26 protein-coding genes are annotated in these 25,574 nt (G+C 67.4%); 8 read left to right on the top strand and 18 right to left on the bottom strand.

The annotated features are described in order from the left end of the window. Positions 1–79: 79 nt before the first annotated feature. The gene (locus tag L540_RS13470) at positions 80–1,267 is read left to right on the top strand and encodes an FkbM family methyltransferase (RefSeq protein WP_043207690.1); all 1,188 of its coding nucleotides are present in this window, start codon (positions 80–82) and stop codon (positions 1,265–1,267) included. 67 nt (positions 1,268–1,334) lie between these two features. On the opposite strand, the gene argG is transcribed toward L540_RS13470, so the two are convergent. From argG to L540_RS13485, 3 genes are all read right to left on the bottom strand, one after another. Continuing rightward, positions 1,335–2,672, bottom strand: a complete 1,338-nt coding sequence (gene argG / locus L540_RS13475) for an argininosuccinate synthase (RefSeq protein WP_043207691.1) — start codon at positions 2,670–2,672, stop codon at positions 1,335–1,337. A gap of 99 nt (positions 2,673–2,771) precedes the next feature. Then, positions 2,772–3,713: an ornithine carbamoyltransferase gene (gene argF, locus L540_RS13480; protein ID WP_043207693.1), complete on the bottom strand. Its 942-nt coding sequence runs from the start codon at positions 3,711–3,713 to the stop codon at positions 2,772–2,774. Between the two features lie 55 nt (positions 3,714–3,768). Then, on the bottom strand, positions 3,769–4,950 hold the full coding sequence (locus tag L540_RS13485; RefSeq protein ID WP_043207695.1) for an aspartate aminotransferase family protein: 1,182 nt from the start codon (positions 4,948–4,950) through the stop codon (positions 3,769–3,771). 158 nt (positions 4,951–5,108) lie between these two features. On the opposite strand from L540_RS13485, the gene L540_RS13490 reads away from it, so the two are divergent. Then, complete coding sequence (locus L540_RS13490) at positions 5,109–5,399, top strand: DUF3579 domain-containing protein (protein WP_029579622.1); 291 nt, start codon at positions 5,109–5,111, stop codon at positions 5,397–5,399. A gap of 55 nt (positions 5,400–5,454) precedes the next feature. On the opposite strand, the gene L540_RS13495 is transcribed toward L540_RS13490, so the two are convergent. Further along, positions 5,455–6,408 (bottom strand): 2-hydroxyacid dehydrogenase, encoded by a 954-nt coding sequence (locus L540_RS13495; protein WP_043207871.1) that lies wholly within the window; start codon positions 6,406–6,408, stop codon positions 5,455–5,457. 82 nt (positions 6,409–6,490) lie between these two features. Next, positions 6,491–7,435: a Bug family tripartite tricarboxylate transporter substrate binding protein gene (locus L540_RS13500; RefSeq protein WP_043207874.1), complete on the bottom strand. Its 945-nt coding sequence runs from the start codon at positions 7,433–7,435 to the stop codon at positions 6,491–6,493. Positions 7,436–7,657: 222 nt separating this feature from the next. Between L540_RS13500 and L540_RS13505 the strand changes: the two genes are divergently transcribed. From L540_RS13505 to garL, 6 genes are all read left to right on the top strand, one after another. Then, entirely contained in the window at positions 7,658–8,587 is a 930-nt protein-coding gene (locus L540_RS13505) for a dihydrodipicolinate synthase family protein (RefSeq protein WP_043207698.1), read from the top strand. Positions 8,588–8,650: 63 nt separating this feature from the next. Then, on the top strand, positions 8,651–9,385 hold the full coding sequence (locus tag L540_RS13510) for a FadR/GntR family transcriptional regulator (RefSeq protein ID WP_043207699.1): 735 nt from the start codon (positions 8,651–8,653) through the stop codon (positions 9,383–9,385). 57 nt (positions 9,386–9,442) lie between these two features. Beyond that, positions 9,443–10,552, top strand: a complete 1,110-nt coding sequence (locus L540_RS13515; RefSeq protein WP_043207701.1) for an Ldh family oxidoreductase — start codon at positions 9,443–9,445, stop codon at positions 10,550–10,552. Positions 10,553–10,566: 14 nt separating this feature from the next. After that, positions 10,567–12,309, top strand: coding sequence for an L-arabinonate dehydratase (gene araD, locus L540_RS13520; RefSeq protein ID WP_043207703.1), 1,743 nt, complete (start codon positions 10,567–10,569; stop codon positions 12,307–12,309). Between the two features lie 93 nt (positions 12,310–12,402). Next, on the top strand, positions 12,403–13,398 hold the full coding sequence (locus tag L540_RS13525; protein WP_043207704.1) for a Bug family tripartite tricarboxylate transporter substrate binding protein: 996 nt from the start codon (positions 12,403–12,405) through the stop codon (positions 13,396–13,398). A 44-nt stretch (positions 13,399–13,442) separates the two neighbouring features. After that, the gene (gene garL / locus L540_RS13530; protein ID WP_043207706.1) at positions 13,443–14,210 is read left to right on the top strand and encodes a 2-dehydro-3-deoxyglucarate aldolase; all 768 of its coding nucleotides are present in this window, start codon (positions 13,443–13,445) and stop codon (positions 14,208–14,210) included. 114 nt (positions 14,211–14,324) lie between these two features. Here garL and rpsT read toward each other — a convergent pair whose 3' ends face one another. From rpsT to L540_RS13595, 13 genes are all read right to left on the bottom strand, one after another. Then, the gene (rpsT, locus tag L540_RS13535; RefSeq protein WP_012417773.1) at positions 14,325–14,588 is read right to left on the bottom strand and encodes a 30S ribosomal protein S20; all 264 of its coding nucleotides are present in this window, start codon (positions 14,586–14,588) and stop codon (positions 14,325–14,327) included. A gap of 197 nt (positions 14,589–14,785) precedes the next feature. Next, complete coding sequence (locus L540_RS13540; protein ID WP_043207709.1) at positions 14,786–15,793, bottom strand: FecR domain-containing protein; 1,008 nt, start codon at positions 15,791–15,793, stop codon at positions 14,786–14,788. A 185-nt stretch (positions 15,794–15,978) separates the two neighbouring features. Further along, positions 15,979–16,353: a c-type cytochrome gene (locus L540_RS13545; protein WP_231584804.1), complete on the bottom strand. Its 375-nt coding sequence runs from the start codon at positions 16,351–16,353 to the stop codon at positions 15,979–15,981. Between the two features lie 18 nt (positions 16,354–16,371). After that, entirely contained in the window at positions 16,372–18,153 is a 1,782-nt protein-coding gene (locus L540_RS13550; protein WP_043207712.1) for a GMC family oxidoreductase, read from the bottom strand. A 9-nt stretch (positions 18,154–18,162) separates the two neighbouring features. Beyond that, positions 18,163–18,894, bottom strand: coding sequence for a gluconate 2-dehydrogenase subunit 3 family protein (locus L540_RS13555; RefSeq protein WP_043207877.1), 732 nt, complete (start codon positions 18,892–18,894; stop codon positions 18,163–18,165). 283 nt (positions 18,895–19,177) lie between these two features. Then, a complete protein-coding gene (murJ, locus tag L540_RS13560) occupies positions 19,178–20,737 on the bottom strand; it encodes a murein biosynthesis integral membrane protein MurJ (protein WP_043207714.1) in 1,560 nt (519 codons plus the stop codon). 60 nt (positions 20,738–20,797) lie between these two features. Beyond that, on the bottom strand, positions 20,798–21,556 hold the full coding sequence (locus L540_RS13565) for a 3-hydroxyacyl-CoA dehydrogenase (RefSeq protein WP_043207715.1): 759 nt from the start codon (positions 21,554–21,556) through the stop codon (positions 20,798–20,800). Positions 21,557–21,649: 93 nt separating this feature from the next. Continuing rightward, positions 21,650–22,306 (bottom strand): adenylate kinase, encoded by a 657-nt coding sequence (adk, locus tag L540_RS13570; protein WP_043207717.1) that lies wholly within the window; start codon positions 22,304–22,306, stop codon positions 21,650–21,652. Between the two features lie 167 nt (positions 22,307–22,473). Next, entirely contained in the window at positions 22,474–23,238 is a 765-nt protein-coding gene (gene kdsB, locus L540_RS13575; RefSeq protein ID WP_043207721.1) for a 3-deoxy-manno-octulosonate cytidylyltransferase, read from the bottom strand. Positions 23,239–23,255: 17 nt separating this feature from the next. Then, on the bottom strand, positions 23,256–23,435 hold the full coding sequence (locus L540_RS13580; protein WP_043207723.1) for a Trm112 family protein: 180 nt from the start codon (positions 23,433–23,435) through the stop codon (positions 23,256–23,258). A 25-nt stretch (positions 23,436–23,460) separates the two neighbouring features. Beyond that, the gene (gene lpxK, locus L540_RS13585; RefSeq protein ID WP_043207725.1) at positions 23,461–24,495 is read right to left on the bottom strand and encodes a tetraacyldisaccharide 4'-kinase; all 1,035 of its coding nucleotides are present in this window, start codon (positions 24,493–24,495) and stop codon (positions 23,461–23,463) included. Next, the gene (locus L540_RS13590) at positions 24,492–24,908 is read right to left on the bottom strand and encodes an ExbD/TolR family protein (protein ID WP_043207727.1); all 417 of its coding nucleotides are present in this window, start codon (positions 24,906–24,908) and stop codon (positions 24,492–24,494) included. Before L540_RS13590 ends, lpxK begins: the two co-directional genes overlap by 4 nt. Beyond that, positions 24,905–25,501: a MotA/TolQ/ExbB proton channel family protein gene (locus L540_RS13595; RefSeq protein ID WP_109842430.1), complete on the bottom strand. Its 597-nt coding sequence runs from the start codon at positions 25,499–25,501 to the stop codon at positions 24,905–24,907. The genes L540_RS13590 and L540_RS13595 overlap by 4 nt, the downstream gene beginning before the upstream one ends. Between the last annotated feature and the right edge of the window lie 73 nt (positions 25,502–25,574).

Consider the following 25,574-nt stretch of genomic DNA (forward strand, 5'->3'; position numbering starts at 1 on the left):
ACTGCCGGCTCCCTGACTGCCGGCTCCCTGACTGCCGGCTCCCTGACTGCCGGCTTATTCATTGTATGGAGGCCGGCCTATGGTCTTGGGCGATTGGCGCGAACTCAAGCGCCTGGGGGATGAGCGCATCGCGCGCGTGCGGGCGCTGGAGGGCTTTTACGTGCTCTGGCCGCGCTATTGCAGCAACTGGACCCAACATCTGCATGAAGTGGCGCAAGGGGCGACCTATCGCGCCGATCCCCGTTTCCTGGGCTTCTGTGAGGTCGGCGAGAAGCCCAATATGGCCAATGCGATGACGCCGGCCCCGGCCCGCCAGGAGGGCGCGATTTCAATGCTGGAGTATCTGCGCCAGCGAAGCCGCAATCCCAATATCGGCCTGATGTGTTTTCCTGGCACCTACGGCGAGTGGGCGGTGTGGCAGGGCGTGCAGGGCAGCTTCGATTACCTGGCCCACATGGCCGCCAGCGGCGCCGCGCATACCTATGTGCCGGTGGAACAAGAGCGGGAGCACTATCTCGCGGAGATCGACAGCTATCTGGCCTTGATGGCCGAGATGGACCTGCTGTCGCAGCAGACGCTGGCCGCGCGCATTCATGCCTATCTGGCGCTGGATCGCGGCCTTCTGCTGCGCTATATGATCTCCAGCGAATACCAGTACTTCAACGGCGCCAGCCCGCATTGTTCTTTCGTGCCGCGCGAGCGCGAGATCTATGTCGACGTGGGGGCCAGCCAGGGCGAGCTGGTGGGGCGCATGGCCGGCCTGGTGGGGGCGGATTCGCAGCTCTGGGCCCTGGAGCCCAACCGCCTGGATTTCGCGAGCCTGCGCAGCCTGTCCTGGCTCTTGCCTATCCGGGCCGAGCGCGTCGTGGCGGGCGCCGAGCATGGCGGCTCGGTGGATTTTTATACCGACCCGGCTTGTCCCCATGGCTCGCGTTTCGTGCTGCCTTCGGACACGCCCGAGTGGCGCGAGGCGCGCAAAGACTGGATAGAGACCTTGCCGGCGGTCTCGCTGGATCGCCTGGTGCCGGACGAGGCCACCATGATCAAGGCCGACGTGGAGGGCGGCGAGCTGGGCATTCTGCAAGGGGCGACCCGGCATCTGGCCCGGCCGCAATGCCGCCTGAGCATCGCGGCCTACCACTATCCCAATGATCTGCTGACCCTGAGCCGTTTCGTGCAGGCGCTGGGGCGGCGGCGCCTATCCGTGCGCGGTCATCATGCGGGCGTCTGGGATATGGTGCTCTACGTGCATGAAGATGCCGCCTAGCGGCGGCGCGGGCCGCAGGACGAAAAAAAACCGGGCTTTCGCCCGGTTTTTTTGCACCCTGCAAGGATTACTTTTTTTCGTCCTTGAGCTGGGGCAGGGCGGCATTGCCCGAGGCGGCGAGCAGGCCGGTCTTCACATAGGTGAACAGCTTGTCGCGGGTGTCGCTGATGTCCAGGTTGCGCATGGTCAGCTGGCCGATGCGGTCGGCGGGCGTGAACGGGGCGTTCTCGACCTTTTCCATGGACAGGCGCTCGGGCGCATAGGTCAGGTTGGGCGATTCGGTGTTCAGCAGCGAGTAGTCATTGCCGCGGCGCAGTTCGAGCGTGACCTCGCCGGTGACGGCGCGGGCCACCCAGCGCTGGGCGGTCTCGCGCAGCATGATGGCTTGCGGGTCGAACCAGCGGCCCTGGTAGAGCAGGCGGCCCAGCTTGCGGCCGTTTTCGCGGTACTGCTCGATGGTGTCCTCGTTGTGGATGCCGGTCACCAGGCGCTCGTAGGCGATGAAGAGCAGGGCCAGGCCCGGGGCTTCGTAGATGCCGCGGCTCTTGGCTTCGATGATGCGGTTTTCGATCTGGTCGCTCATGCCCAGGCCGTGGCGTCCGCCGATGCGGTTGGCCTCCAGCAGGAGCTCGACCAGGTCGCCGTACTCGACGCCGTTCAGGGCCACCGGACGGCCTTCCTCGAAGCGCACGGTGACTTCTTCGGCCTTGACGGCCACGTCATCGCGCCAGAAGGCCACGCCCATGATGGGCTTGACGATGCGGATGCCGGAATTGAGGAATTCCAGGTCCTTGGCTTCGTGGGTGGCGCCCAGCATGTTGGAGTCGGTGGAATAGGCTTTCTCGGCCGACATCTTGTAGTCGAAGCCGGCGCGGCGCATGTACTCGGACATTTCGCTGCGGCCGCCGAGTTCGTCGATGAAGGTCTGGTCCAGCCAGGGCTTGTAGATCTTCAGGTCCGGGTTGGTGAGCAGGCCGTAGCGATAGAAACGCTCGATGTCGTTGCCCTTGAAGGTGCTGCCGTCGCCCCAGATGTTGACGCCGTCTTCCTTCATGGCGGCCACGAGCATGGTGCCGGTGACGGCGCGTCCGATGGGCGTGGTGTTGAAGTAAGTCAGGCCGGCGGTGGAGATATGGAAGGCGCCGCTTTGCAGGGCGGCCAGGCCTTCGGCGGCCAGCTGGGCGCGGCAGTCGATCAGGCGTGCATTCTCGGCCCCGTACTGCATGGCGCGGCGCGGGATGTCTTCGTAGTCGGGTTCGTCGGGCTGGCCCAGGTTGGCGGTATAGGCGTAGGGGATCGCGCCTTTTTCGCGCATCCACAGCAGGGCCGCGCTGGTGTCCAGGCCGCCGGAGAAGGCAATGCCGACCTTCTGGCCGGTGGGAAGGTTCGGGAGAATGGTAGTCATTGTGTGATCGAAAGCGTCAAAAAGGCTGACGGCGGGGGCTCAAGGCGCCTATTTTAGCGCGTTTGCCCCCTGTCAGCCGGCGGGTCGGGTCGCAGGCCGTCAGCGCAGTTCGCCCAGGAGCAGGAACTCCATCAGGGCCTTCTGGACATGCATGCGGTTTTCGGCTTCGTCCCAGACCACGCTTTGCGGGCCGTCGATGACTTCGCCGGTGACTTCTTCGCCCCGGTGGGCGGGCAGGCAATGCATGAAAATGGCCTGCGGGTCGGCGGCGGCCATCATTTCGGCGTCCACGCACCAGTCGGCGAAGGCGGCGCGGCGCTCTTCGTTTTCGGCCTCGTAGCCCATGCTGGTCCAGACGTCGGTGGTGACCAGGTGCGCGCCCTGGCAGGCCTGCATGGGGTCCTTGAACTGCCTGAGCACCGAGGCCGGCGGGTTGCCGACCCGGGCCGGGTCGAGTTCGTAGCCGGCGGGGGTGGACACGTGCAGCGTGAAGCCGAGCATCTCGGCGGCCTGCAGCCAGGTGTAGGACATGTTATTGGCGTCGCCCACCCAGGCGACGATCTTGCCGGCGATGGGGCCGCGGTGTTCGATATAGGTGAACAGGTCGGCCAGGATCTGGCAGGGATGGTATTCGTTGGTCAGGCCGTTGATGACGGGCACGCGCGAATGCGAGGCAAAGCGCTCGATGCGGGTTTGCTCGAAGGTGCGGATCATCACGATGTCGACCATGCGCGAGATCACGCGCGCGGTGTCCTCGATGGGCTCGGCGCGGCCGAGCTGCGAGTCGTTGGAGGTCAGGTTGATGACCGAGCCGCCCATCTGGTACATGCCGGCTTCGAAGGAGACGCGGGTGCGCGTGCTGGCCTTTTCGAACACCATGGCCAGCGTGCGGTCATGCAGCGGCATATGGGGCTCGTAGCGCTTGAACTTGTCCTTGATGATGCGGGCGCGGTCCAGGACGTAGCCGATCTCGGCGGCGGTGAGGTCTTTGAACTGCAGGAAATGCCGCAGGGGGCCGTTTTGCGTCGTGGGAGAAGTCATGGTGAGGTCACAGGTCGATGGACGGCGGCACGGCTCGTGGCCGCGCCGCCTGTGATTATGCTTGTTCGGCCAGGAAAGCCTTGATGAGAGGCGCGAGGATCGCGACGATCTGATCGGCCTCGTCCCGGCTCAGGATGAGCGGCGGCAGCAGGCGGATCACACGGTCGCGCGTGACGTTGATGAGCAGGCCGGCCTGCATGGCGCGCAGGGCGAGCACGCCGCAGGGGCGGTCGAGTTCGATGCCCAGCATGAGGCCGCGGCCGCGCACCTCGGCGACGCCCTTCACGCCGGCCAGGGCCTGGCGCAGCGCCTCCTGCAGATGCCCGCCCACGCGCTCGGCGTTGTCCAGCAGCTTGTCCTGCTCCAGGGCGTCGAGCACGGCCAGGCCGGCCGCGCAGGCCAGCGGGCCGCCGCCGAAGGTCGTGCCGTGGCTGCCCGGGGTAAGCACGCCCGCGGCCGGGCCGCGGGCCAGCATGGCGCCGATGGGCACGCCGCCGGCCAGGCCCTTGGCCAGCGTCATGACATCGGGCTGGATGCCGGCCCATTGGTGGGCGAACCATTTTCCGGTGCGCCCGATGCCGGACTGCACTTCGTCGATCATGAGCAGCCAGCCGCGTTCGGTGCACAGCTCGCGCAGGCCCCGCAGGTATTCGATATCCGAGGGGCGGATGCCGCCTTCGCCCTGGAGGACTTCCAGCAGCACGGCGGTCACGCGGCTTTCGCGGTCGCCCGCCGCGCGCACGGCCGCCAGGTCGTTGTAGGCGACCTGGATGAAGCCGGTGGGCAGCGGCTCGAAGCCCTTGCGCGCCTTCTCGCTGCCGGTCGCCGCCAGGGTGCCCAGGGTGCGGCCATGCCAGGAGGATTCCATGGTGATGATGTGGGCATGGGTGTTGCCGCGCTGGTAGGCGTAGTAGCGGGCCAGCTTGATGGCGGCCTCGTTGGCTTCCGAGCCGCTGTTGTTGAAGGCGACCTCTTGCATGCCGGACAGCGCGTTCAGGCGGGCGGCCAGGGCGGTCTGCTGGGGAATTTCGTAGATATTGGAGGTGTGGATGACGCGCGCGGCCTGCTCGGAGATGGCGCGCACCAGGCGCGGATGGGCGTGGCCCAGGCAGGAAACGCCGATGCCGGCCAGGGCATCGAGGTATTTGCGGCCTTCGGGATCCCACAGCCAGACGCCTTCGCCGTGGGTGAAGGACACCGGCAGGCGGGAATAGATATTGGCCAAGGGCGAACTCATCGCGGTGTTCTCCACGGGAAAAACCAGGGATGCGGCCCCTTCATGCCCCAGGGCGGAAGCGGACCAAAGGATCAATCATATACAATTCGCGGCGCGGGTCGCATGTTTGAGACGCGGCCGATCCGGCGTCCGCGCGCGCAGCCCGTAGTGAAGGTCCCATGGCAACTCGCGTCAAACAATTCGTTATTCATGGCGTCACCGAAAGCGGTGCGCGTTTCCGTCCCAGCGACTGGGCGGAGCGCCTGGCTGGCGTCATGGCTCAGTTCCGGCCGCCTGGCAGCGCCGGCAACCATCTCACGTATTCGCCCTATGTGCTGCCTGTCGTGATCGACGGCGTGCGCGGCATCGTGGTCGACCAGCGCTTGCGCGAACTGGAGCCGCTGGCTTATAAGTTCGTGGTTGATTTTGCGCGAGATAACGGCCTGAAGACCGAAGAACGCGAAGTTTAGGCGAAAATACCCCGCCAAATAACAAGGCCCCCGCGGGGGCCTTGCGCATGGGGCGTCATACCGGCGTGATGACGTTGCCGGTGGCGAAATAGGCCGCCAGGTTGTCCAGCATGAGGTTTTCCATGTCCATGCGGGTCTCGGCGGTCGCGCTGCCGATATGCGGCAGCACCACGGCCTGGTCCGTGGTCTTGAGGAAATCCGGGACCTCGGGTTCGTGCTCGAAGACATCCAGGGCCGCGAAGCCCAGCTCGCCGGACGCCAGCAGGGCCACCATGGCCGCCTCGTCGATCACCGGCCCGCGGGCGATGTTGACGATGATGCCCTTGGGCCCGAGGGCGCGCAGCGCCTCGCGCCCCACCAGATGGCGGGTGCTGGGGCCGCCCACGGTGGCCACGACCAGGAAGTCCGCCCACTCGGCCAGCTCGGTCAGGCTGGCGGCATAGCCGTAGTCCACGTCGTCGCGCTGGCGGCGGTTGTGATAGCGCACTTGCATGTCAAAGCCCAGGCCGCGGCGGGCGATGGCCTCGCCGATGCGCCCCAGGCCGACCACTCCCAGTTTCTTGCCGCTGACGCGCATGCCCAGCGGGATGCTGCCATGGACCTGGCCCCAGCGGCCGGCCCGCACGAAGCGCTCGCCCTGGCCCATGCGGCGGGCCGCGGCGATCAACAGGCCCCAGGCCAGGTCGGCCACACAGTCGGTGAGCACGTCGGGCGTATTGCTGACCTGCACGCCGCGTTGACGGGCCGCCTCGACGTCGATGGTTTCATAGCCCACGCCCCAGCTGCAGATCGCCTTCAGGTCGGGCAGGGCGGCGATGAGGTCGGCCGAGGCGCCCATATTGGCCGAGGTGACCAGGGCGGTGACGCCGGGGCCGAACTTGGCCAGGGCGGCCTGGCGGTCCTCGTGTTTCCAGAGCTCGATCACGTCGTAGCTTTCGGCCAGCCGCTGATTGGCCGAGGGAGAGCCGGCCAGGGAGCCGACCTGGATGATGCGATGCTTGCTTGTCATGGCGTCCAACGTTGGGGGAAATGGCAAAGCAAAAATGCTACTTGATTCCCGGGGCGCCTGCCGGCGCGCCCGGGCGGGGGCATTACTCCAGCGTGATGCCGCTCTTGCCGATGACATCCTTCCAGCGCTTGACCTCTTCCTGCTGGAAGCGGGTGAATTCCTGCGGCGTATTGGCCACCACCTCGAAGCCCAGCCCCTGCAGGGTCTTGGCGACTTGCGGGTCGCGCAGCGTTTCGCGCAGGGCCTCGGCCAGCTTCTTGACCACGGGGGCGGGGGTGTCGCGCGGCACGGCAAAGCCCTGCCAGGAATAGACCACCATGTCCTTCACGCCCGCCTCGGCCAGGGTGGGCACATCGGGCAGTTCGGCGATGCGCGCCTCGCCGGTAGTCGCCAGGGCCTTGAGCTTGCCCGCCTTGATGTGGCTTTGCACCGCGCCCAGGTTCTGGAAGGAGACATTGACCTGTCCGCCGATCAGGTCGGCGATGGCCGCGCCGCCGCCGCGATAGGGCACGTCCACGCCCGTGGTGCCGGTGCGCTGGCGGAACATGACGGCCGACAGATGATCCGATGAGCCCGTGCCCGACGAGGCATAGGAAACCTTGCCCGGATGCTGCTGGGCGTAGGCCACCAGTTCCGCCACGGTGCTGGCGGGAAAGCCGGGCGGCGCGACCAGGACATTGGGGTTGCGCACGGCCTGGGTGAGGTATTGGAAGTCCTTGCTGGGGTTGTAGGAGAGGCTGCGGTAGAGCGCCTCATTGATGGCGAAGGTGCCGATGGAGCCCACCATCATGGTGTAGCCGTCGGCGGTGGCGCGCGCCAGGGCCTGCGCGCCGATCGAGCTATTGGCGCCGGGCTTGTTTTCCACCACAAAGGTCTGGCCCAGCCGCTGCGACAGGCCGGGCGTGACCGCGCGCGCGGTGATGTCGGACGATCCGCCCGGCACGAAGGGCACGATCATGGTGACCGGTTTTTCGGGATAGGCGGCGGGGGCGGCGCCGGACCATCCGGCGCAGGCGGCCAGGGTCATGGCCGCGCAGGTTTGCAGAAAGCGATTCACCTTGTCTCCTCGGGTCGCGTGCATGAATCGAGCGCTCCCGTGGCACGCGACGCGGGACCGCCTGTGATCTGCTGCGCAGTGGGACACCTACTTGGGGACGGCCACTTGTAAAACAAATATAGGTATTGGTAGTATGCTTGTCAATCAAGTGAAAGCCCGCCCCTACCGCCTCTTACTGGAGTCCGCGCCGCCATGAAGACCAGCCCGGTTACCGCCGTCGACCTGCAACGTTCCGTGATCGCCGTGCCGCCGCTGGCGCGCCATGCCGACCTGTCCTTGAATCCGCAGGCCAACCAGGCTTTGCTGCGGCATCTGGAGAGCGGCGGCGTGCGCAGTGTCATGTACGGCGGCAACGCCAATTTCTACAACATCGCGGTGAGCGAATACGCCAGCGTGATCGACGCGCTGGCTGATTCGGCGGGCGCCGACACCTGGGTGCTGCCTTCGGCCGGACCCGACTATGGCAAGTTCATCGACCAGGCCCGCATCCTGCGCGCGCGCGCCTTTCCGACGGCCATGCTGCTGCCCATGTCCTTTCCCTATACGGATGCCGGGCTGGCCGAGGGCGTGCGCCGCTTCAGCGACGCGCTGGGCCGTCCGGCCGTGGTCTACATCAAGTCGGCCAACTATATGGCGCCGGCCACGCTTGCCCGCCTGATCGAGGAGGGCCGCATCGCGGCCGTCAAATATGCGGTGGTGCGAGAGGATCCCGCCCAGGACGCCTATCTGGCTTCGCTGCTTGCGGAGGTGGATGCGCGCTATGTGGTCAGCGGCATCGGCGAGCGGCCGGCCATCGCGCATTTCCGCCAGTTCGGCCTGAAGAGCTTTACCTCGGGATCGGTATGCGTGGCGCCGCGCGGCTCGATGCAGCTGCTGCGCAGCCTGCACGCCGGGCGCTTCGATGAGGCCGAGCGCCTGCGCGAGGCCTATCTCCCGCTGGAGGATTGCCGCGACGGCATCAGCCCCATCCGCGTGCTGCACGATGCCGTGACGCTGGCCGGCGTGGCGGACATGGGGCCCATGCTGCCGCTGTTAAGCGGGCTGGACGCGGCCGAGCGCGAGCGTGTCGCGCCGGTGGCGCGGGCCTTGCTGGCCCAGGACGGCAAGGCCGTGGCCGCCTGATGATGCCGCGGCGCGGCCCGGGTACCATAGCGGCTTCTTGCCCGTCCATTTCCAGGAGTCCGCGTGGCCACGAGAAACACACTGGATAAGCCGGCGCCGCTGGAAAGAGGCCAGCGCGTGCGCCTGGCCGACCAGCTCTACGGACAGATCTTCGAGCAGATCGCCTCGGGGCGGCTGGGCGTGGGCGACAAGCTGCCTTCCGAACACGATATCTGCGACCGCTTCGGCGTGTCGCGCCCGGTGGTGCGCGAGGCGCTCCTGAGGCTGCGAGCCGATGGCCTGATCACCGCGCACCAGGGCCTGGGCACCTTCGTCAGCCACCAGCCCGCGCCGCGCCTCAAGACCTTTCCCGATGTGCAGAACGTGGGCGCCTATCTGCGGGCCCAGGAGGTGCGCGTGGCCCTGGAGGGCGATGCGGCGCGCCTGGCGGCCTTGCGGCGCAGCGACGAACAGCTCCAGCATATCGAACAGGCGCATGAGGCTTTCGTGGCCATGCTGGCCGACGGCAGGGTGTCGCCCGAGGCGGACCTGGCCTTTCATGCCAGCATCGCCGAAGCCAGCGGCAATGATTTCTACCTGGGCGTGCTGGAGACCATCCATGAGGCCATCAGCGGTTTCATGAGGCTGGCCCTGAACCTGACGCGCACCGGCTCGCGCCAACGCGCCCAGCGCGTGGCCGACGAACACGCGGCCATCCTGGCGGCCATCCGCGCGCAGGATGGCGAGCGCGCGCGCGTGGCGATGCAGTTCCACCTGGGCCAGGCGCGGCACAGGCTGGTCGACAGGGAGCGCGACTGACACTGACGGCGCCAGCGGGCGGCAGACCCGGGCGGCGAACCCCCAAGGAGACAAGCGGTGCAAGACGAAGCAGCAGGCAGGCGCGCCACGGTGGCGCGGGTGCGCGAACAGATCGAGATTGTCCTGACCGCCTGGGGCATGCCCCAGGATCTGGCGGCCACGAGCGCGCGGCTGATGGCCGAGACGGACCGGCTGGGCGTGGATTCGCATGGGATCTCCATGCTGCCCATGTATGAAGAAAAATGGCGCGCCGGCACGCTGGACCTGGGCGCGCGGCCGCGCCTGGTGCGCGAGGGCGCGGCCAGCGCCTTGCTCGACGCCATGGGCGGCCTGGGGCATCCCGTGTCGCAGCAGGCCATGGACCTGGCCTGCGACAAGGCATTGAGCCATGGCGTGGGCGCGGTTTCGGTTCGCAACTCCCATCATTTCGGCGCGGCCGGGGTCTACGCCCGGCTGGCCCTGGCGCGCGGCCTGGTCGGCCTGGTGACCAGCAGCGCCACCACCCTGATCATGGTGCCCACGCGCGGCGCCATGCCCATGCTGGGGACGAATCCGCTGGCATTCGCCGCGCCCGCCACGCATAACGAGGGCCTGGTGCTCGACATGGCCACCACGACCGTGGCGGCCAACAAGGTCAAAGTCTATGACTTCTACGGCAAGACCCTGCCGCCAGGCTGGGCCGTGGACGGCGAAGGCCGCGGCGTGACGGACGCCGGCCTGGCCATGCAGTTCTTGTTCCAACGCGAGGAGGGCGGCTTGACGCCCCTGGGCGGCACGGCCGCCATGAGCAGCCACAAGGGCTATGGCCTGGCCCTGCTGGCCCAGACCTTGGGCGGCACCCTGGGCGGCAGCGCCCTGGCCGCCCGGCATGCGCGCAGGCGCCGGCCGGGACAGGGCGATGACGTGGGGCATTTCTTCCTCGCGCTCAACCCCGACGCCTTTCGCGATGCGGGCTCTTTCGAGGACGAGATGGACGAACTGATCGACACCATGCGCGATACGCCCGCGGCCGATCCGCGGGCGCCGGTGCTGGTGCCAGGCGACCCCGAGGCGGCCGAGGCCCGGCTGCGCGATGCGGCCGGCGTGCCGATATCGCCGGCGCTGGAAGAAAAATTGCGCGCGATCTGCGAGCGCAGCGGCGCGCGCTATGTATTGGGACTCCAATAGAGGAAGACAGCACAATGAGCAAACCCCCCAAGCGCAAACAGCCCGAGGAATTGCGCAGCCATCGCTGGTATGGCGTGAAAGACCTGCGCTCCTTCGGCCATCGTTCGCGCACGGCGCAAATGGGCTATCACCGCTCCGACTATGCCGGCAAACCGGTGATCGCCATCATCAATACCTGGAGCGACATCAATCCCTGCCACAGCCATTTCAAGCAGCGGGTCGAGGAGGTCAAGCGCGGCATCTGGCAGGCGGGCGGCTTTCCGGTGGAGATGCCGGCCATGAGTCTGTCCGAGCCCTTCCAGAAGCCCACCACCATGCTGTATCGCAATCTGCTGGCCATGGAGACCGAGGAGCTGCTGCGCTCCTATCCGGCCGATGGCTGCGTGCTCATGGGCGGTTGCGACAAGACCACGCCGGCCTTGCTCATGGGTGCGATCTCGATGGACCTGCCGACGATATTCGTGCCGGCCGGCCCCATGCTGCGCGGCAACTGGAATGGCGTCACGCTGGGCTCGGGTTCGGATACCTGGAAGTACTGGGCCGAGCTGCGCGCCGGCAATATCACCGAAGAAGACTGGCAGGGCGTGGAGGACGGCATCGCCCGTTCTCCCGGCCATTGCATGACCATGGGCACCGCCTCGACCATGACGGCGGCGGTCGAGACCCTGGGGCTGTGCCTGTCGGGTTATTCATCGATTCCGGCGCCCGATTCGCGCCATGCCCAGATGGCCAGCCTGACCGGCAAGCGCATCGTCGAGATGGTCTGGCAAGACCTCAAGCCCAGCGATTTCCTGAGCGCGGCCTCGTTCGACAATGCGGTGCGCGCGGTGCTGGCCCTGTCGGGATCGACCAACTCGGTGGTGCACCTGATCGCCATGGCGCGCCGCGCGGGTTTCGATCTCGATCTCGACCGCTTCGACGCGCTGGCGCGCAGCACGCCCGTGCTGGCCAATCTGCGTCCGGCCGGCAAGTATCTGATGGAAGATTTCTATTACGCCGGCGGCCTGCGCGCCTTGCTGGCGCAGCTGGGCGATCTGCTGGACCTGGGGCAGGGCACCGTCGATGGCCGCAGCCTGGGCGAGAACATCGCCGGGGCGCGCGTCTTCAATGACGATGTCATCCGCGGCCGCGACCAGGCGCTGGTGCCGCGCGACGGCCTGGCGGTGCTGCGCGGCAACCTGGCGCCCGACGGCGCGGTCATCAAGCCGCCGGCCATGGAGGCAAGGCTGCAGGTGCATACCGGCCCGGCCGTGGTCTTCAAGGACTACAACGACATGGCCGAGCGCATCGACGACCCCGAGCTGGATATCAGCGCCGACAGCGTGATCGTGCTCCAGAACGCCGGCCCCCAGGGCGCGCCCGGCATGCCGGAGTGGGGGCAGCTGCCCATTCCGCAGAAGCTGCTCAAGCAGGGGGTGCGCGATATGGTGCGCATCTCGGATGCGCGCATGAGCGGCACGAGCTATGGCGCCTGTGTGCTGCACGTGGCGCCGGAGGCCTATGTGGGCGGCCCCCTGGCGCTGGTCCGCACGGGCGACCTGATCGCCCTGGATGTGCCCGGGCGGCGTATCGACGTGCTCATCACGGATGCCGAGATGGCGGCGCGCAGGCAGGCCTGGCAGCCGCCGGCGCCCAAGTTCGATCGCGGCTTCGGCGTGCTGTATCTCAAGCATATCGGCCAGGCCGATAGCGGCTGCGATTTCGACTTCCTGCAGACGCGCAAGGCCGTGGAGCCGGGAGAGCCGGAAATCCATTGACCGCGGATGGCGGGCGGCCCTGCCGGCCCGCCGGTTTCAGACTTGCTCAATACACATAAGATGCCGGCCGGGCCGGCACGAGGAGACAAAAGCATGCTGCGCCGCAACCCCCTGTCCATCCGTCGCCGCCGCGCTTTGGCGGCCCTGATCGCTTCCGTGGGCCTGTTGGCCGGCCTGCCTGCCGCGGCCGCGGCCTGGCCGGACAAACCCCTGCGCCTGGTGGTGCCGTTTCCGCCGGGCGGCAGCACCGATGCGGTGGGCCGGCTGCTGGCCGCCGAGCTGGGCAAGCAGCTGGGGCAGACCGTCATTGTCGAGAACAAGGGCGGCGCCAATGGCAATATCGGCTCCGACGCCGTGGCCAAGGCCGCGCCCGACGGCTACACCCTGCTGTTGTCGGGCGTGGGCTCCAATGCCATCAACTATGCCCTTTATCAGTCCATGCCCTACCAGGACAAGGATTTCGCGCATATCTCGCTGCTGGCGACAGGCCCCAATGTTCTGGTCGCCAACCCGGAGTTCCCGGGCCGCACGTTTGCCGAGTTCATCCAGCTCGCCAAGGCCAGCCCGGGCAAATACACGCACGCCAGCTCGGGGAATGGTTCCTCCGGCCACCTGGCCATGGAAATGCTCAAGCAGGCCGCGGGCATCAACCTGGTCCATGTGCCTTACAAGGGCGGCGCCGCGGCCATCACGGACACCATAGGCGGCCGGGTGTCGGTGCTCTTCCTGAATCAGGACAATGTCCTGCCCCAGGTGCAGGCGGGCAAGCTGCGCGCGCTGGCCGTGGCCAGCGTCAAGCGCAATCCGGCCTATCCCGATATCCCCACCATTGCCGAGTCCGGCTATCCTGGTTTCGCCGCCGAATCCTGGTTCGGCCTGTCGGCTCCGGCCGGCACGCCGCCCGCGGTGATCGAGCGCCTGCACGGCGCCACGGTCAAGGCCATGGCCGAGCCCGCCTTGCGCGACAAACTGGAGAAAGTGGGTTTTGTCGTGGTCGGCAATGATCCCAAGGCGTTTTCGGCCTTTGTCGGCGCGGAGATCGACAAATGGGGCAAGGCCGCCAAGGCTTCGGGCGCCCGCATGGATTGAGTACCGGCCGACCGGCCAGATGTTTTTTGCCTAGTGGACAACACATGACCTCACCTTTGCCCAATCGCTTCCGCCAGCGGATACTGGCGCGCGAGCGCCTCATCGGTTTCTGGCTTTCCATGCCCAGCCATCTCAGCGCGGAACTGGCCGGCCTGGCGGATTTCGACTGGCTGCTGCTCGATGGCGAGCATGCGCCCAATGAGATACCGCTCTTCGTCCAGCAGCTGCAGTCCCTGCAGGCCAGCCAGAGCGCGCCGGTGGGCCGGCCCGCCTGGAATGATCCGGTCGAGATCAAGCGCATGCTGGATATCGGTTTCTACAACCTGCTCATTCCCTTCATCGAATCGGAAGCGCAGGCGCGCCAGGCCGTGGCGGCCACGCGCTATCCGCCGCAGGGCATGCGCGGCGTGGCGGGCCTGCATCGCAGCAACCGCTACGGCACCGTGCCGGACTATCTGCACACCATCAATGACAATATCTGCGTGCTATTGCAGATCGAAAGCCGGCCGGGCATCGAGGCCGTGGACGATATCGCGGCCGTGGAGGGGGTGGATGGCGTCTTTATCGGCCCGTCCGACCTGGCGGCGGCCCTGGGCCACCTGGGCAACCCCGGCCATCCCGAAGTGCAGGAGACCATCCGCCACCTCTACCAGCGGGTCAACGCGGCGGGCAAGGCCGTGGGCATTCTGGCGCCGGCCGCCGCCGATGCCCGGCGCTATCTGGACATGGGCATGCATTTCGTGGCGGTGGGCACGGATATCGGGGTTTTCAAGCAGGCGGTCTTTGGCCTGCGCGAAGCATTTCCGACTTGAGCGCCAAGGCGGCGCCCATGAAAAAGGATGCCCGAGGGCATCCTTTTTTTTGCCGTATTCATATGCGGCCCCTGCGCCCCGGTCGCGGACCAGGGCCAAGGGCGGCATAGCTGCTTAGGCGAGCGCCTTGACAGCGGCAGCCAGGCGGCTCTTGTGGCGAGCGGCCTTGTTCTTGTGGATGATGTTCTTGTCAGCCACGCGGTCGATAACGCTGCTGGCTTTGCGCAGCGTCTCGCCAGCCACAGCCTTGTCGCCGGTAGCGATGGCTTGGCGAACGCGCTTGATCGCGGTACGCAGCATCGAGCGCAGGCTGGAGTTGTGCTTGTTACGCTCAACCGATTGGCGAGCGCGCTTGCGGGCTTGGGCGGTATTGGCCATGTTGCTTTGAGTTTAGTGAATTCGGCAAAGTCGGATATTGTATCAAGCTTGCCGGAGAATGCAAGTCCCTTGAGACAAAGCTTTTTTTGGCCGGGCGGCGCCATGTGTTTGCGGCCGGCCGGCGATGTCTTGCTGGCGCTAGTGTACCGCGAGCCGGCCGGAATGGCGCGGGCGTGGACGGTATTAATGGGGCCAGGTCAGGACATGGCGACGTGGATGGAGACAAACCAGGGGGTCAGGCGCTGGATGGCGATGGGCATGCGCTCGCCCAGGGCCTGCAGCGCGGCCTCGGAATCGTCCAGGGGGTACATGCCGGTGACCGGCAGGCCGCCCGCGGCCATGGACACGCGCAGCGTGCCGTGGCGATAGGGGCGCAGGGCCGCGATGATTTCGGCCAGGGGGCGGCCGTTGGCATTGATCCAGCCGCCTTCCCAGGCGGCTTCCGTGGATAGCTCGCTGCGGGCGGCGTCCAGGCGCGCGGCATCGAAGCGGGCCCCCGTGCCTTGCGGGATGCTGCCGCGCGTGCCGCCCACGGTCTCGACGTCCAGATCGCCCTCATGGGCCACGACCAGGGTGCGGCGGGCCTGCTGGCGCACCATGTAACGCTTGCCCGAAGAGCGCACGACGCCTTCGGCGGTCTGCACCAGGAAAGGCCGGTTGGGATCTTCGGGCGCGGTCACGGCCACCGCGCCTTCGAGCAGCATCAGGCGCCGGTAGGTGGCGGTGAACTCCAGGTTGACGCGGCTGCGGGCATCGAGCAGCAGCTCGGTGCCGTCGGTGAGCTGGTAGCGGCGGCGCTCGCCCGTGGCGGTGGCGGCGTCCGCCGCCACGCTGGACAGGGGATAGAAATCACGCACGGCCACCAGCGCGCCGGCGCCGGCCGCGGCCGTCACGGCCAGCGCGCCCGCCAGGAAACGCCGGCGCGGCGGCGCGGGCGTTTCTTCGGCGTGCGGGGCGATGACTTGCGGGCGCGGCGCCGCCGCGGCGTTGCCTTGGTAGCCCAGCGGATAGGCGTCTCCCAGCCGTCCGGCCATGGAATTGCCCAGGGTCTGGGAAACCTGTTGCCAGGCGCTCTCGTGCATGGGACTGGCTTCACGCCATGCCATGAAATTCGCGTAATCGCGCCGGGTCGCTCGGCCGGAACGCAGCAGGAGCAACCAATCAATTACCTGGTCCGAGAGCGGCGGTATGTCGGTGGATATCACTTCTTTTTCCACGCTGGACCCCGCGGGGGCCTCAGTAATGCGGTTAATAAATCATAGTCTTTTTTACTAAACCTTACCCTAGCGTAGCAGGCTCTTTGCATTCCACCAAATGAAAAGACCACTTTTTCGAGCGGTCTTTTCGTTTTGTTGCAATACAGCGAAATATAGTATCGGTATCTGAGACTTTACTTCAAGGTTTCGAGGTATTTGATCAGGGCAGCACGTTTTTCCGCGTCCGCCATGCCCGAGTAGGGCATGCGCGTGCCCGGCACCAGGGCCTGCGGATTCTCCAGGTATTTGTCCAGGGTGGCCGCATCCCAGGTCAGCCCGCTGCGCTTCATGGGGCCGGAGAAGCGAAAGCCCGGCACCTCGCCCGCCTTGGCGCCGAAGATGCCGGCCAGGCTGGGCCCGACCCCGTTTTCGCCCGACTTGACGCTGTGGCAGGCGATGCACTCCTGATAGGCCTGCTTGCCAAGGTCCAGCACCTTGTCCTGGGCCCAGGCGCCCGGGCTACAGGACAGCGCCAGGGCGAGGGCGGCGAGGCTAGTCGATGTCTTCATCATTGCCAACTCCTTGGATCAGGCGTGCAGCAGCGCGCCGGGTTGCTTGAGGTATTTGCCCTTGATGGCGTCGGCCGTGTAATAGGCCAGCGCGCCCACCGGGCCGGTCGGGTTGTAGGCCGCGTTGTGGCCGAACAGCGATGCGCCGCAGATGAAAAGGTTGTGCGCGTCCCAGCACTGCCCGTACTTGTTGGTCACGCTCAGCGACGGGTCGGTGCCCATGATGGTGCCGCCCGTGTTGTGTGTGCTCTGGTAGGGCACGACCGACCAGGACATGCGCGCCTTGGCTTCGTTCAGATGCGTGGGACTCATCGAGCGGGCGATCTCGTTGATGATCTTGGCCGCATGCGCCGAGATGCGCTGTTCATTCTCCTTGTAGTCAAACGTCATGCGCATCAGGGGCTGGCCGATGGCATTGCGGTAGGTGGGATCCAGGTCGAGGAAGTTGTAGCGGTTGGCCATCACGCTGCCCGAGGATCCGATGCTCATGGCGCGCAGATACCATTTCTGCACCGCCTCCTTCCAGGCCTTGCCCCAGCGCGGCGTGCCGGCCGGCACCGGGTGGTACTCGATGGGCCGCCCGTGGTACATGCCGCCGCTGAGGGTGTAGCCGCCCACGAAACGCGCGTCGGCCTGCGAGCGGTCGAAGTCCCAGTTGGCATTGAAGTCGTCGATGACGGTGGACAGGCCGCCCGCCGACATGAAGGGGTTGAAGATATGCCCTTCTTCGAAGAACAGGGTCGCGCCGGCGCCGGTCTGGTAACAGTAGTTGCGGCCCACCACCCCCTTGCCCGTGGCCGGATCGTAGGGCTTGCCGATGCCCGAGAGCAGCATCAGGTGCACGTTGTTCAGCGCATAGGCCGACAGGACCACCAGCTTGGCGGGCTGGAACAGCTGTTCGCCGGTGCTGATGTTGGTGTACTCCACGCCCGTCGCCATCTTCTTCTGCTTGTCCATGACGATCTTGGTGACCCAGGCATGGGTGCGCAGCTCGAAGGTGGGCTGTTTCTTGGCCAGCGGGATGACGGTGATCAGCGGGCTGCCCTTGGCGTTGGATTCGCAGCCGAAGCGCTCACAGAAGCCGCAATACTGGCATTGCCCGAATACCGAGCCATCCGGGTTGGTGTAGGGCTTGGAGGCGTTGGAGGTGGGCATGGGAAAGGGGTGGTAGCCCGCTTTCTTGGCGGCCGCGCCGAACAGGTCACAGGCATGGCTGCGTTCCAGCGCGGGCAGGGGATAGTCGCGCTTGCGTTCGGCCTCGAAGGGGTTGCCGCCCTCGGTCTTCTTGCCGCCCACATTGCCGGCCGTGCCCGATATGCCCGCCACATACTCGAAGCGGTCGTAAAAGGGCTCCAGCTCGGCATAGGTGATGCCCCAGTCCTGGACGGTCATCTCGGCCGGGATGAATTTCTTGCCGTACTTCTGTTCATACAGAGAGCGGACCTTGAACTCATGGTCGGTCCAGCGCCAGGTATGGCCGTTCCAGTGCGAGCCGGCTCCGCCCAGGCCGTCGCCCGGCAGAAAGGAACCCAGGCGGCGCATGGGCAGCGCGGTTTCCTTGATGTTGTTGCGCACGGTGAGGGTGTCGCGCCGGGTGTCGATCATTAGGCCGTGGCGGGTGCTGAAATTCAGCTCGTCGCGGATATGGGGCACCGAGAAATCCTCGGCGGGGGCGCGATGCTCGCCACGCTCAAGCGCCACGACCTTCAGGCCGGTCTCGGCGAGTTCCTTCGAGAGAATGCCGCCGGTCCAGCCCATGCCGATGACCACGACGTCGACTTCGGGAAGTTTCTTGGCCATGTCGTGCTCCTACGCCAGGTCGGCGATGCTCAGCGGATTGTTGGGGAAGGGCTTGTTCTTGAAGTCCACGATGTTGCGCGCGTGGGTGGCGACCACGCCGGGAAAGCCGATGTCTTTCCAGACCGCCTTGTCGTGATTGCCGCCGTAGATGGGGTCGGCGAACATGCCTTCCATGACCAGCTGATAGACCATGGCGAAAAAGACCTTGGACGGCGGGCCTCCGTCAAAGGCGAGGCTGCCGGTTTCCAGTCCCTTGAGCACCTCCTCGCGCTGGGCCTCGCTGGCCAGATCGAAGGATTTGCCCCCGTACTGCTTGCTACAGTAGGCGTTGGTCTGCAGGATGCCCGAGCGCATCAGCTCGGCCGGCGAGAGCGCCAGCTGATAGCCCTGGTTGGGGCTGCCCAGCTGCCAGGGGCCTTGCTGGTAGAGGCGGTCTCCCTTGCCCCAGTTGCCGGCCAGGGCCCGGTCGATATAGGTGTGCAGGCCGAGATCCATGCCGCTGCCGCCCAGGCCGCCTTCGGCCGGCACCATATGCATGACAAGCGCTTCGACAAAGGCGGCTTCCTCGGGCGTGAGAAAGACATAGCCGGCCGGTGTCTCGTCGGCGGCCGGCGCGGCCGCCGCGGGGGCCGCCGCCTGCTGCGCCAAGCCCGCCAGCGGCAGGCCGGCGCCGGCCGCGGCCGTGCCTCCGATCACCGCGCCGCGCAGGAAGACGCGGCGGCTTTCCTTGAACTCTTCCATAAACCCCTCCGTGTAGTGCTTGCTGTTTCGGGTGGACAAGGCAAGGTCCGCCAGCGCCATGGCGAGGGCGAGCGTCATCGGAGGGGGGGGAGACAACGTCGAGTTCAGAGCACCGACACAGGGCGTTGCGACGGCCGCGGTGCTCCGCGGCAGAAGGGCAGCGTAAGGTTCAGGACTCGGACGTGGCAAACACGGCGCGGCTAAGACCCCTGGATCACACTTGCACTGGCAGGATGCAACAAGCCTAGGCTTGTAAGCTGAATTTCAGCTGAACAAGGTGGGGTCAGGAGGCGGCGCGGCGGTTGAAATCGCGCGGACGCAAGCCGAGGGCGAACAGCACGCCGAAGTAGGCCAGGCCGCTGGCGGCAAGCACGGCGGCCAGCCAGCCGGCGCGCAGCAGGGGATAGTGCTTGAGCGCGATCCAGTCGATGTGATGGCCGGCCCACAGCAGCACGGCGGCCAGCGCCAGCAGCGCCGGCACGATGCGCAGGGCAAAGCGCAGCCACTGCCGCCCGGGCTGGTAGACCCCCCGGCGGCGCAGGCCGGCAAGCAGCATCAGGGCATTGAGGCAGGCGCCCAGGCCGATGGCCAGGGCCAGGCCGGCGTGCGCCAGCATCGGCACGAAGATGGCGTTCATGATCTGGGTCATGATCAGCACCAGAATCGCGATCTTCACGGGCGTGCGGATATCCTGCTGGGCATAGAAGCCGGGGGCGAGGATCTTGACCGACAGCAGGCCGATCAGGCCCACGGAATAGGCGATGACGGCCAGCCGGGTCTGCTGCACGTCGGCGGCCTGGAAGGCGCCATAGTGAAACAGCGTGGCCACCAGCCCGTCGGCCAGCAGCATCATGCCCAGCGCCGCGGGCAGGCCGAGCAGCAACACCATGCGCAGCCCCCAGTCCAGCAAGGCGCTGTAGCCGGCCTGGTCCTGGCGGGCGTGGGCGGCCGACAGGCTGGGCAGCAGCACCGTGCCCAGCGCCACGCCCAGCAGCGCGGTCGGAAACTCCATCAGGCGGTCGGCGAAGGACAGCCAGGTCACGCTGCCCGCCTGGAGCCAGGTGGCGATATTGGTGTTGATGAGCAGCGAGATCTGCGCCACCGAGACGCCCAGGGTGGCCGGGGCCATCTGCCGGAGGATGCGCTTGACGGTGGGATCGGCCCATGCCTGGCGCACGCGCAGCGTCGGGCGCGGCGTCAGGCCCAGCCGGGCCAGCGCCGCCCACTGGATGACCAGCTGGGCGACGCCGCCGGCCATCACGCCGATGGCCAGCGCGTAAATGGGCACGTCCAGGCGCGGGGCCAGCCAGATGGCGGCGGCGATCATGGAAAGATTGAGCAGCACCGGCGTGAAGGCCGGGACGGCGAATTTGCGCCAGGTATTGAGCACGCCGGAGGCGAAGGCCACCAGGGACATGCACAGGATGTAGGGGAACATCACCCGCGTCATCCAGACCGCCGCGCCGAATTCGGTGGCGCGCGCGCTGCCGCGCAGGCCGCTGGCCATGGCCGTCACGACCCAGGGCGCGGCCAGGATGCCCGCCACCGTGACGGCCATGAGGGCCAGGGTCAGGAGCAGGGCCACGCGGTCGAGCAGGACGCGGACGTCCTGGTCGCCGTGGCGCGTGCGCGCGGCGCCCAGGATGGGCACGAAGGCCTGCGCGAAAGCGCCCTCGGCGAACAGGCGCCGCAGCAGGTTGGGAATACGGAAAGCGACCCAGAAGGCATCGGTCAGGGCTCCGGCGCCGAATGCGCGCGCAATCAGGATGTCGCGGATCAACCCCGTGATGCGCGAGAGCAGCGTGAAGCTGCTGACCGTTGCGGCCGAGCGGAACAATGCCATGGGAACGCTTGAGAGGAAAAGCGTGCCGGCCACGGCCGGCACGCGGGACTGCTTGGCAGTTTACTTCGGCGGCATCCGGATCGCGCCATCGAGGCGGATCGTTTCGCCGTTGAGCATGTCGTTGGTGATGATGCTCTGCACCAGCTTGGCGTAGTCTTCGGGACGGCCGAGGCGGGCGGGGAAGGGGATGCTGGCGGCCAGCGAGTCCTGCACGTCCTGGGGCATGCCGAAGATCATGGGCGTGCCGAAGATGCCTGGGGCGATGGTCATGCAGCGGATGCCGGTCTTGGCGAGATCGCGCGCGATGGGCAGCGTCATGCCGGCCACGCCGGCCTTGGAGGCGGCATAGGCGGCCTGGCCGATCTGGCCGTCGAAGGCCGCGACCGAGGCGGTGTTGATCAGCACGCCGCGCTCGCCGGTGGGCTCGGCCGTGTTCTGGCTCATGGCCTCGGCGGCCAGGCGCATCATGTTGAAACTGCCGATCAGGTTGATGGACACCACCTTCTGGAACAGATCCAGCGGGTGGGCGCCATTCTTGCCGACGATCTTGGCCGCCGGCGCCACGCCGGCGCAGTTCACCAGGCCGAACAGCGGCCCGAGTTCGAGGGCGGCGGCCACGGCGGCCTTGCCATCGGCTTCCTGGGTGACGTCGCAGTGCACATAGCGCTGGCCGAGCTCCTTGGCCAGGGCCTGGCCCGGTTCGTCCTGCAGGTCGGCGATGACGACTTTGCCGCCTTGGGCGACCAGCATGCGGGCGGTGCCGGCGCCCAGGCCGGATGCGCCGCCCGTGACGATGAATACCTTGTTGGCGATTTCCATGTCAGATCTCGAAGAAGTCCGAAGCCCGGCCGGGAGCGGCGGGCAAAGAAAACCGGCTGCCGCGCGCTGGGCGGGGCAGCCGGCGGGTTTGCCTCAGCTTTGCAGGGCGGCGGCCAGGCGGGCCTTGATCTCGTCGACCGAACCCACGCCCGAGATCTTGCGATACTTCGGGGCGTTGGCGGCGTCCTGGGCGGCCCAGCCGGCGTAGTAGTCGACCAGCGGGCGGGTCTGCTTCTGGTAGACGGCCAGGCGGTTGCGCACGGTTTCCTCGCGGTCATCGTCGCGCTGGGTCAGGGCTTCGCCGGTGACGTCGTCCTTGCCGGCCACTTTGGGCGGGTTGGATTGCACGTTGTAGGTGCGGCCGCTGGCCAGATGCACCCAACGGCCGCTCATGCGCTGGACGATGTCCTCGTCCGGCACGGCGATCTCGACCACGTAGTCCAGCTTGACGCCGGCGTCCTTGAGGGCGTCGGCCTGGGGGATGGTGCGCGGGAATCCGTCGAACAGATAGCCCTTGGCACAGTCGGGCTGGTTCAGGCGGTCCTTGACCAGGCCGATGATGATCTCATCCGACACAAGGCCGCCCGCGTCCATGACCTTCTTGGCTTCGATGCCCAGGGGCGTGCCAGCCTTGACGGCCGCGCGGAGCATATCGCCAGTGGAAATTTGCGGGATCCCGTAGGCCTGCGTGATGAAGGCGGCCTGGGTGCCTTTGCCAGCGCCCGGGGGGCCGAGCAAGATGAGACGCATAAGTGCTCCTGAAAAGATGGTTTTTTTTTGTGGTCGGGGGCGATTATGCCGCAATGCAGCAGCCCATGTGAGGCAGCGCCATCGGAAATAACCCTTAGTGCGCGCGGATTCCTTGATCTGGCTCCATTTGCGGAGGCGCCGCGCGCCACGGCCGTGCACGGCCCGCGCTACTCCCCTCCGGCGTAGATGGCGCGCACCCGTTCGAGGTCCGCTGGCGTATCGACGCCGGCGGCCGGCGCGGCCGGGCTGCGGTGAACCACAATACTGTGCCCATACTCCATGGCGCGCAACTGCTCCAGTGATTCGAAGCGTTCCAGCTGGCCTTGGGGCAGGGTGGGATAGCGGAGAAGAAAGCCGACGCGATAGGCGTAGAGGCCGATGTGATGCAGGGCGGGCAGGCCGGGGGCCATGATGCGCTCGCCGCCGGCCAGGGCGTCGCGCGCCCAGGGGATGGGGGCGCGCGAGAAATACAGCGCCCGGTCCTGGGTGTCGCAGACCACCTTGACCACATTGGGATTGAACAGCGCGTCGGCGCCGGCCAGCGGGCAGGCGCAGGTGGCGATATCGGCCGAGGGGGTGGCGGCCAGGCGTGCGGCCACGGCGTCGATGAGGGCCGGCTCGATCAGGGGTTCGTCGCCCTGCACATTGACCACGATGGCGTCGTCGGCCAGGCCCAGCAGGCGCACGGCCTCGGCCAGGCGGTCGGTGCCGGTCGGGTGGTCGGCGCGGGTCATTACGGCCCGGAAGCCATGCTCGATGACGGCGCGCTCGACCCGGACATCATCGGTGGCCACGCAGACCTCGGCCGCGCCCGAGCGCGCGGCGCGCTCGGCCACGCGCACCACCATGGGCTTGCCGGCGATGTCGGCCAGGGGTTTGTCGGGCAGGCGCGTGGAGGCGGCGCGGGCGGGAACGAGGGCGACGAAGCTCAAGGTCGGCGCTCGCGGACTCAGCTGCCAGCCGTCGCGTCGAGCGAGCGCGCTTCGCTTTCCAGCATGACGGGAATGCCGTCACGGACCGGAAAGGCGAGGCGGTCCGCGTGGCAGACGAGCTCGCCCTCGGCGCGCAGAAGTTCGAGACGGCCCTTGCACAGCGGGCACACGAGAATGTCGAGAAGGCGGGATTCCATGGCTGAATTCTAAAGCAGAACGCGGCTAGCGCGGGGCCAGGGCGCGCAGGCGGCTGTCGAGCCAGTCCAGGAAATCCGGCGCTGAAAAACGCGCCCGCACCTGGACCGACCAGAGGCGGGGGTCATCGAAGCCGGCGCATTTCACGGCGTCCTTGGCGGTGATGAAGATGGCGTCGGCGCTCAGGCCGGCGAAAGGGGAGTGGGCGTAGTCGTAGTGGTCCGGCAGCGCCAGGCGCGGCGTGGGCACCAGGCCCGCGCTTTCCAGGGTGCGGAAGAAGCGGCCGGGATTGCCGATGCCGGCCGCGGCGGCCACGCGCTGGCCGGCGAAGGCCGACAAAGGGCGCTGCTGCCCGTCGCACAGTCGGCGGGCCTCTTGCGGCTCCAGCCACATGGCCCATTGGCGGGCCGGGCCCTCCTGGGGCACGCGGCCCGGGCCGGTGTTCAGGTTGGTGATGACGGCGTCGACCTCGGCCAGCCGGCTGGCCGGTTCGCGCAGCGGGCCGGCGGGCAGCAGGCGCCCGTTGCCGATGCCGCGCTCGTCCTGCACCACGATTTCGATATCGCGCGCCAGGGCCAGATGCTGCAGGCCGTCGTCGGCCACGATGACATCGATCTCGGGATGGGCGGCCAGCAGGGCCTGGGCCGCCTCGGCGCGGCGCGGATGCACGGCCACGGCCGCGCCTGTGGCCGCCGCGATGAGGGCGGGCTCGTCGCCGAAGTCCGCCGCGGCCAGCGCGCCCTGGCCCACCCGCGGCGGGCCCTCGATGCGCACGCCATAGCCGCGGCTCACCATGCCGGGCGTGTAGCCGCGCGCGCGCAGGCCCTGCAGGATGGCCACCACCACCGGGGTCTTGCCGGTGCCGCCGACGTAGATATTGCCCACCACGACCACCGGCACTGGCGCCCGCCAGCCGGTCTTGCGGCCGTCCAGGTAGGCCTGGCGCTTGCGGCGCACCGCCAGGCCGGCCAGCGCGGACAAGGGGCGCAGCAGCGTCGACAGCCAGCCGCCCTGGCGCCATTGGCGCTGGACCTGGCGATGCAGGAAGTCGCGGATCTTCACCGGGCGGTCTGGGCGGCGAAATTGACCCGGCCGATGCCGGCCTCGCGCGCGGCCTGCATGACGTTGACCACCGATTGGTGGCTGGCCTGGGCATCGGCATTGATGACGATCACGGCATCGGGCCTGCCCTCGGCCGCCTGGCGCAGGGCCAGGGCCATGGCCGCCGGGTCGCCGCTGTCGAGCAGGGTGCCGTTGAGCGCGTAATGGCCGTCCTGGCTCACGGCGATCTCCAGCGTGGCCGGCGGCTGGGCCTGATCGGCCTGGGCCTGGGGAAGGGTGACTTTCAGCTGGCTGTGGCGGGCGAAAGTGGTCGTGGCCGCCAGGAAGATCAGCATGACCAGCAGCACATCGATGAGCGGGATGAAATTGATGTCCAGCTCATCCTGCGGGCCTCGGCGGCGGCGGAAATTCATGGCCGCGCTCCGCGGGCCAGGCGCGCGGCGGCCTGCTCCATGGCGCTCATGTAGTTGTCCACCCGGCTGCGGAAGTAGCGGTGGGCGATCATGGCGGGAATGGCGATGAGAATGCCGAAGCCGGTGTTGTACAGGGCCACCGAGATGCCGTGGGCCAGCTGGGCCGGGTCGGTGCTGCCCGGGCTGTAGGCGCCGAAGATCTCGATCATGCCCACCACGGTGCCGAACAAGCCCATGAGGGGCGCGACCATGGCGATGGTGCCGATGGCGGGGATATAGCGGTTGAGCTCCTGGGCCACGCCCTGTCCCACGGTCTCCACGGCGTCGCGCAGGGTCTCGCGCGGGGCCTGGCGCATGCGCAGCACCTCGGCCAGGATGCGGCCGAAGGGCGAATTGCGCTCCAGGCGGGCCAGCGCTTCCGGGCTGTCCTCATGGTTGCGCAGCATCTCATTGACCTGCTCGCCCAGGCCGCGCGGCATCACCAGCGAGCGGCGCAGCGACAGCAGTCTTTCGAGAACCAGGGCCAGGCCGAGAATGGAAGTCGCCAGCAAGGGCCAGATCGGCCAGCCGGCATCGCGCAAAAGGGATAGCAAGACGGGTGCTCCTGTGGTCGCGGCCTGTTTGGCCGCAAGGCTTATAAGGCGGCAATGTAACGGCGGGCCGGCA

The organism is Bordetella pseudohinzii (genome assembly GCF_000657795.2).
Taxonomy (GTDB): Bacteria; Pseudomonadota; Gammaproteobacteria; order Burkholderiales; family Burkholderiaceae_B; genus Bordetella; species Bordetella pseudohinzii.

Excerpts from the sequence above, each read along its gene's own strand:
- L540_RS13470 (WP_043207690.1), top strand. The coding sequence starts at position 80 with ATGGTCTTGGGCGATTGGCGCGAACTCAAGCGCCTGGGGGATGAGCGC.
- argG (WP_043207691.1), bottom strand. The coding sequence starts at position 2,672 with ATGACTACCATTCTCCCGAACCTTCCCACCGGCCAGAAGGTCGGCATT.
- argF (WP_043207693.1), bottom strand. The coding sequence starts at position 3,713 with ATGACTTCTCCCACGACGCAAAACGGCCCCCTGCGGCATTTCCTGCAG.
- L540_RS13485 (WP_043207695.1), bottom strand. The coding sequence starts at position 4,950 with ATGAGTTCGCCCTTGGCCAATATCTATTCCCGCCTGCCGGTGTCCTTC.
- L540_RS13490 (WP_029579622.1), top strand. The coding sequence starts at position 5,109 with ATGGCAACTCGCGTCAAACAATTCGTTATTCATGGCGTCACCGAAAGC.
- L540_RS13495 (WP_043207871.1), bottom strand. The coding sequence starts at position 6,408 with ATGACAAGCAAGCATCGCATCATCCAGGTCGGCTCCCTGGCCGGCTCT.
- L540_RS13500 (WP_043207874.1), bottom strand. The coding sequence starts at position 7,435 with ATGACCCTGGCCGCCTGCGCCGGATGGTCCGGCGCCGCCCCCGCCGCC.
- L540_RS13505 (WP_043207698.1), top strand. The coding sequence starts at position 7,658 with ATGAAGACCAGCCCGGTTACCGCCGTCGACCTGCAACGTTCCGTGATC.
- araD (WP_043207703.1), top strand. The coding sequence starts at position 10,567 with ATGAGCAAACCCCCCAAGCGCAAACAGCCCGAGGAATTGCGCAGCCAT.
- L540_RS13525 (WP_043207704.1), top strand. The coding sequence starts at position 12,403 with ATGCTGCGCCGCAACCCCCTGTCCATCCGTCGCCGCCGCGCTTTGGCG.
- garL (WP_043207706.1), top strand. The coding sequence starts at position 13,443 with ATGACCTCACCTTTGCCCAATCGCTTCCGCCAGCGGATACTGGCGCGC.
- rpsT (WP_012417773.1), bottom strand. The coding sequence starts at position 14,588 with ATGGCCAATACCGCCCAAGCCCGCAAGCGCGCTCGCCAATCGGTTGAG.
- L540_RS13545 (WP_231584804.1), bottom strand. The coding sequence starts at position 16,353 with ATGAAGACATCGACTAGCCTCGCCGCCCTCGCCCTGGCGCTGTCCTGT.
- L540_RS13550 (WP_043207712.1), bottom strand. The coding sequence starts at position 18,153 with ATGGCCAAGAAACTTCCCGAAGTCGACGTCGTGGTCATCGGCATGGGC.
- L540_RS13555 (WP_043207877.1), bottom strand. The coding sequence starts at position 18,894 with ATGGAAGAGTTCAAGGAAAGCCGCCGCGTCTTCCTGCGCGGCGCGGTG.
- murJ (WP_043207714.1), bottom strand. The coding sequence starts at position 20,737 with ATGGCATTGTTCCGCTCGGCCGCAACGGTCAGCAGCTTCACGCTGCTC.
- L540_RS13565 (WP_043207715.1), bottom strand. The coding sequence starts at position 21,556 with ATGGAAATCGCCAACAAGGTATTCATCGTCACGGGCGGCGCATCCGGC.
- adk (WP_043207717.1), bottom strand. The coding sequence starts at position 22,306 with ATGCGTCTCATCTTGCTCGGCCCCCCGGGCGCTGGCAAAGGCACCCAG.
- L540_RS13580 (WP_043207723.1), bottom strand. The coding sequence starts at position 23,435 with ATGGAATCCCGCCTTCTCGACATTCTCGTGTGCCCGCTGTGCAAGGGC.
- L540_RS13590 (WP_043207727.1), bottom strand. The coding sequence starts at position 24,908 with ATGAATTTCCGCCGCCGCCGAGGCCCGCAGGATGAGCTGGACATCAAT.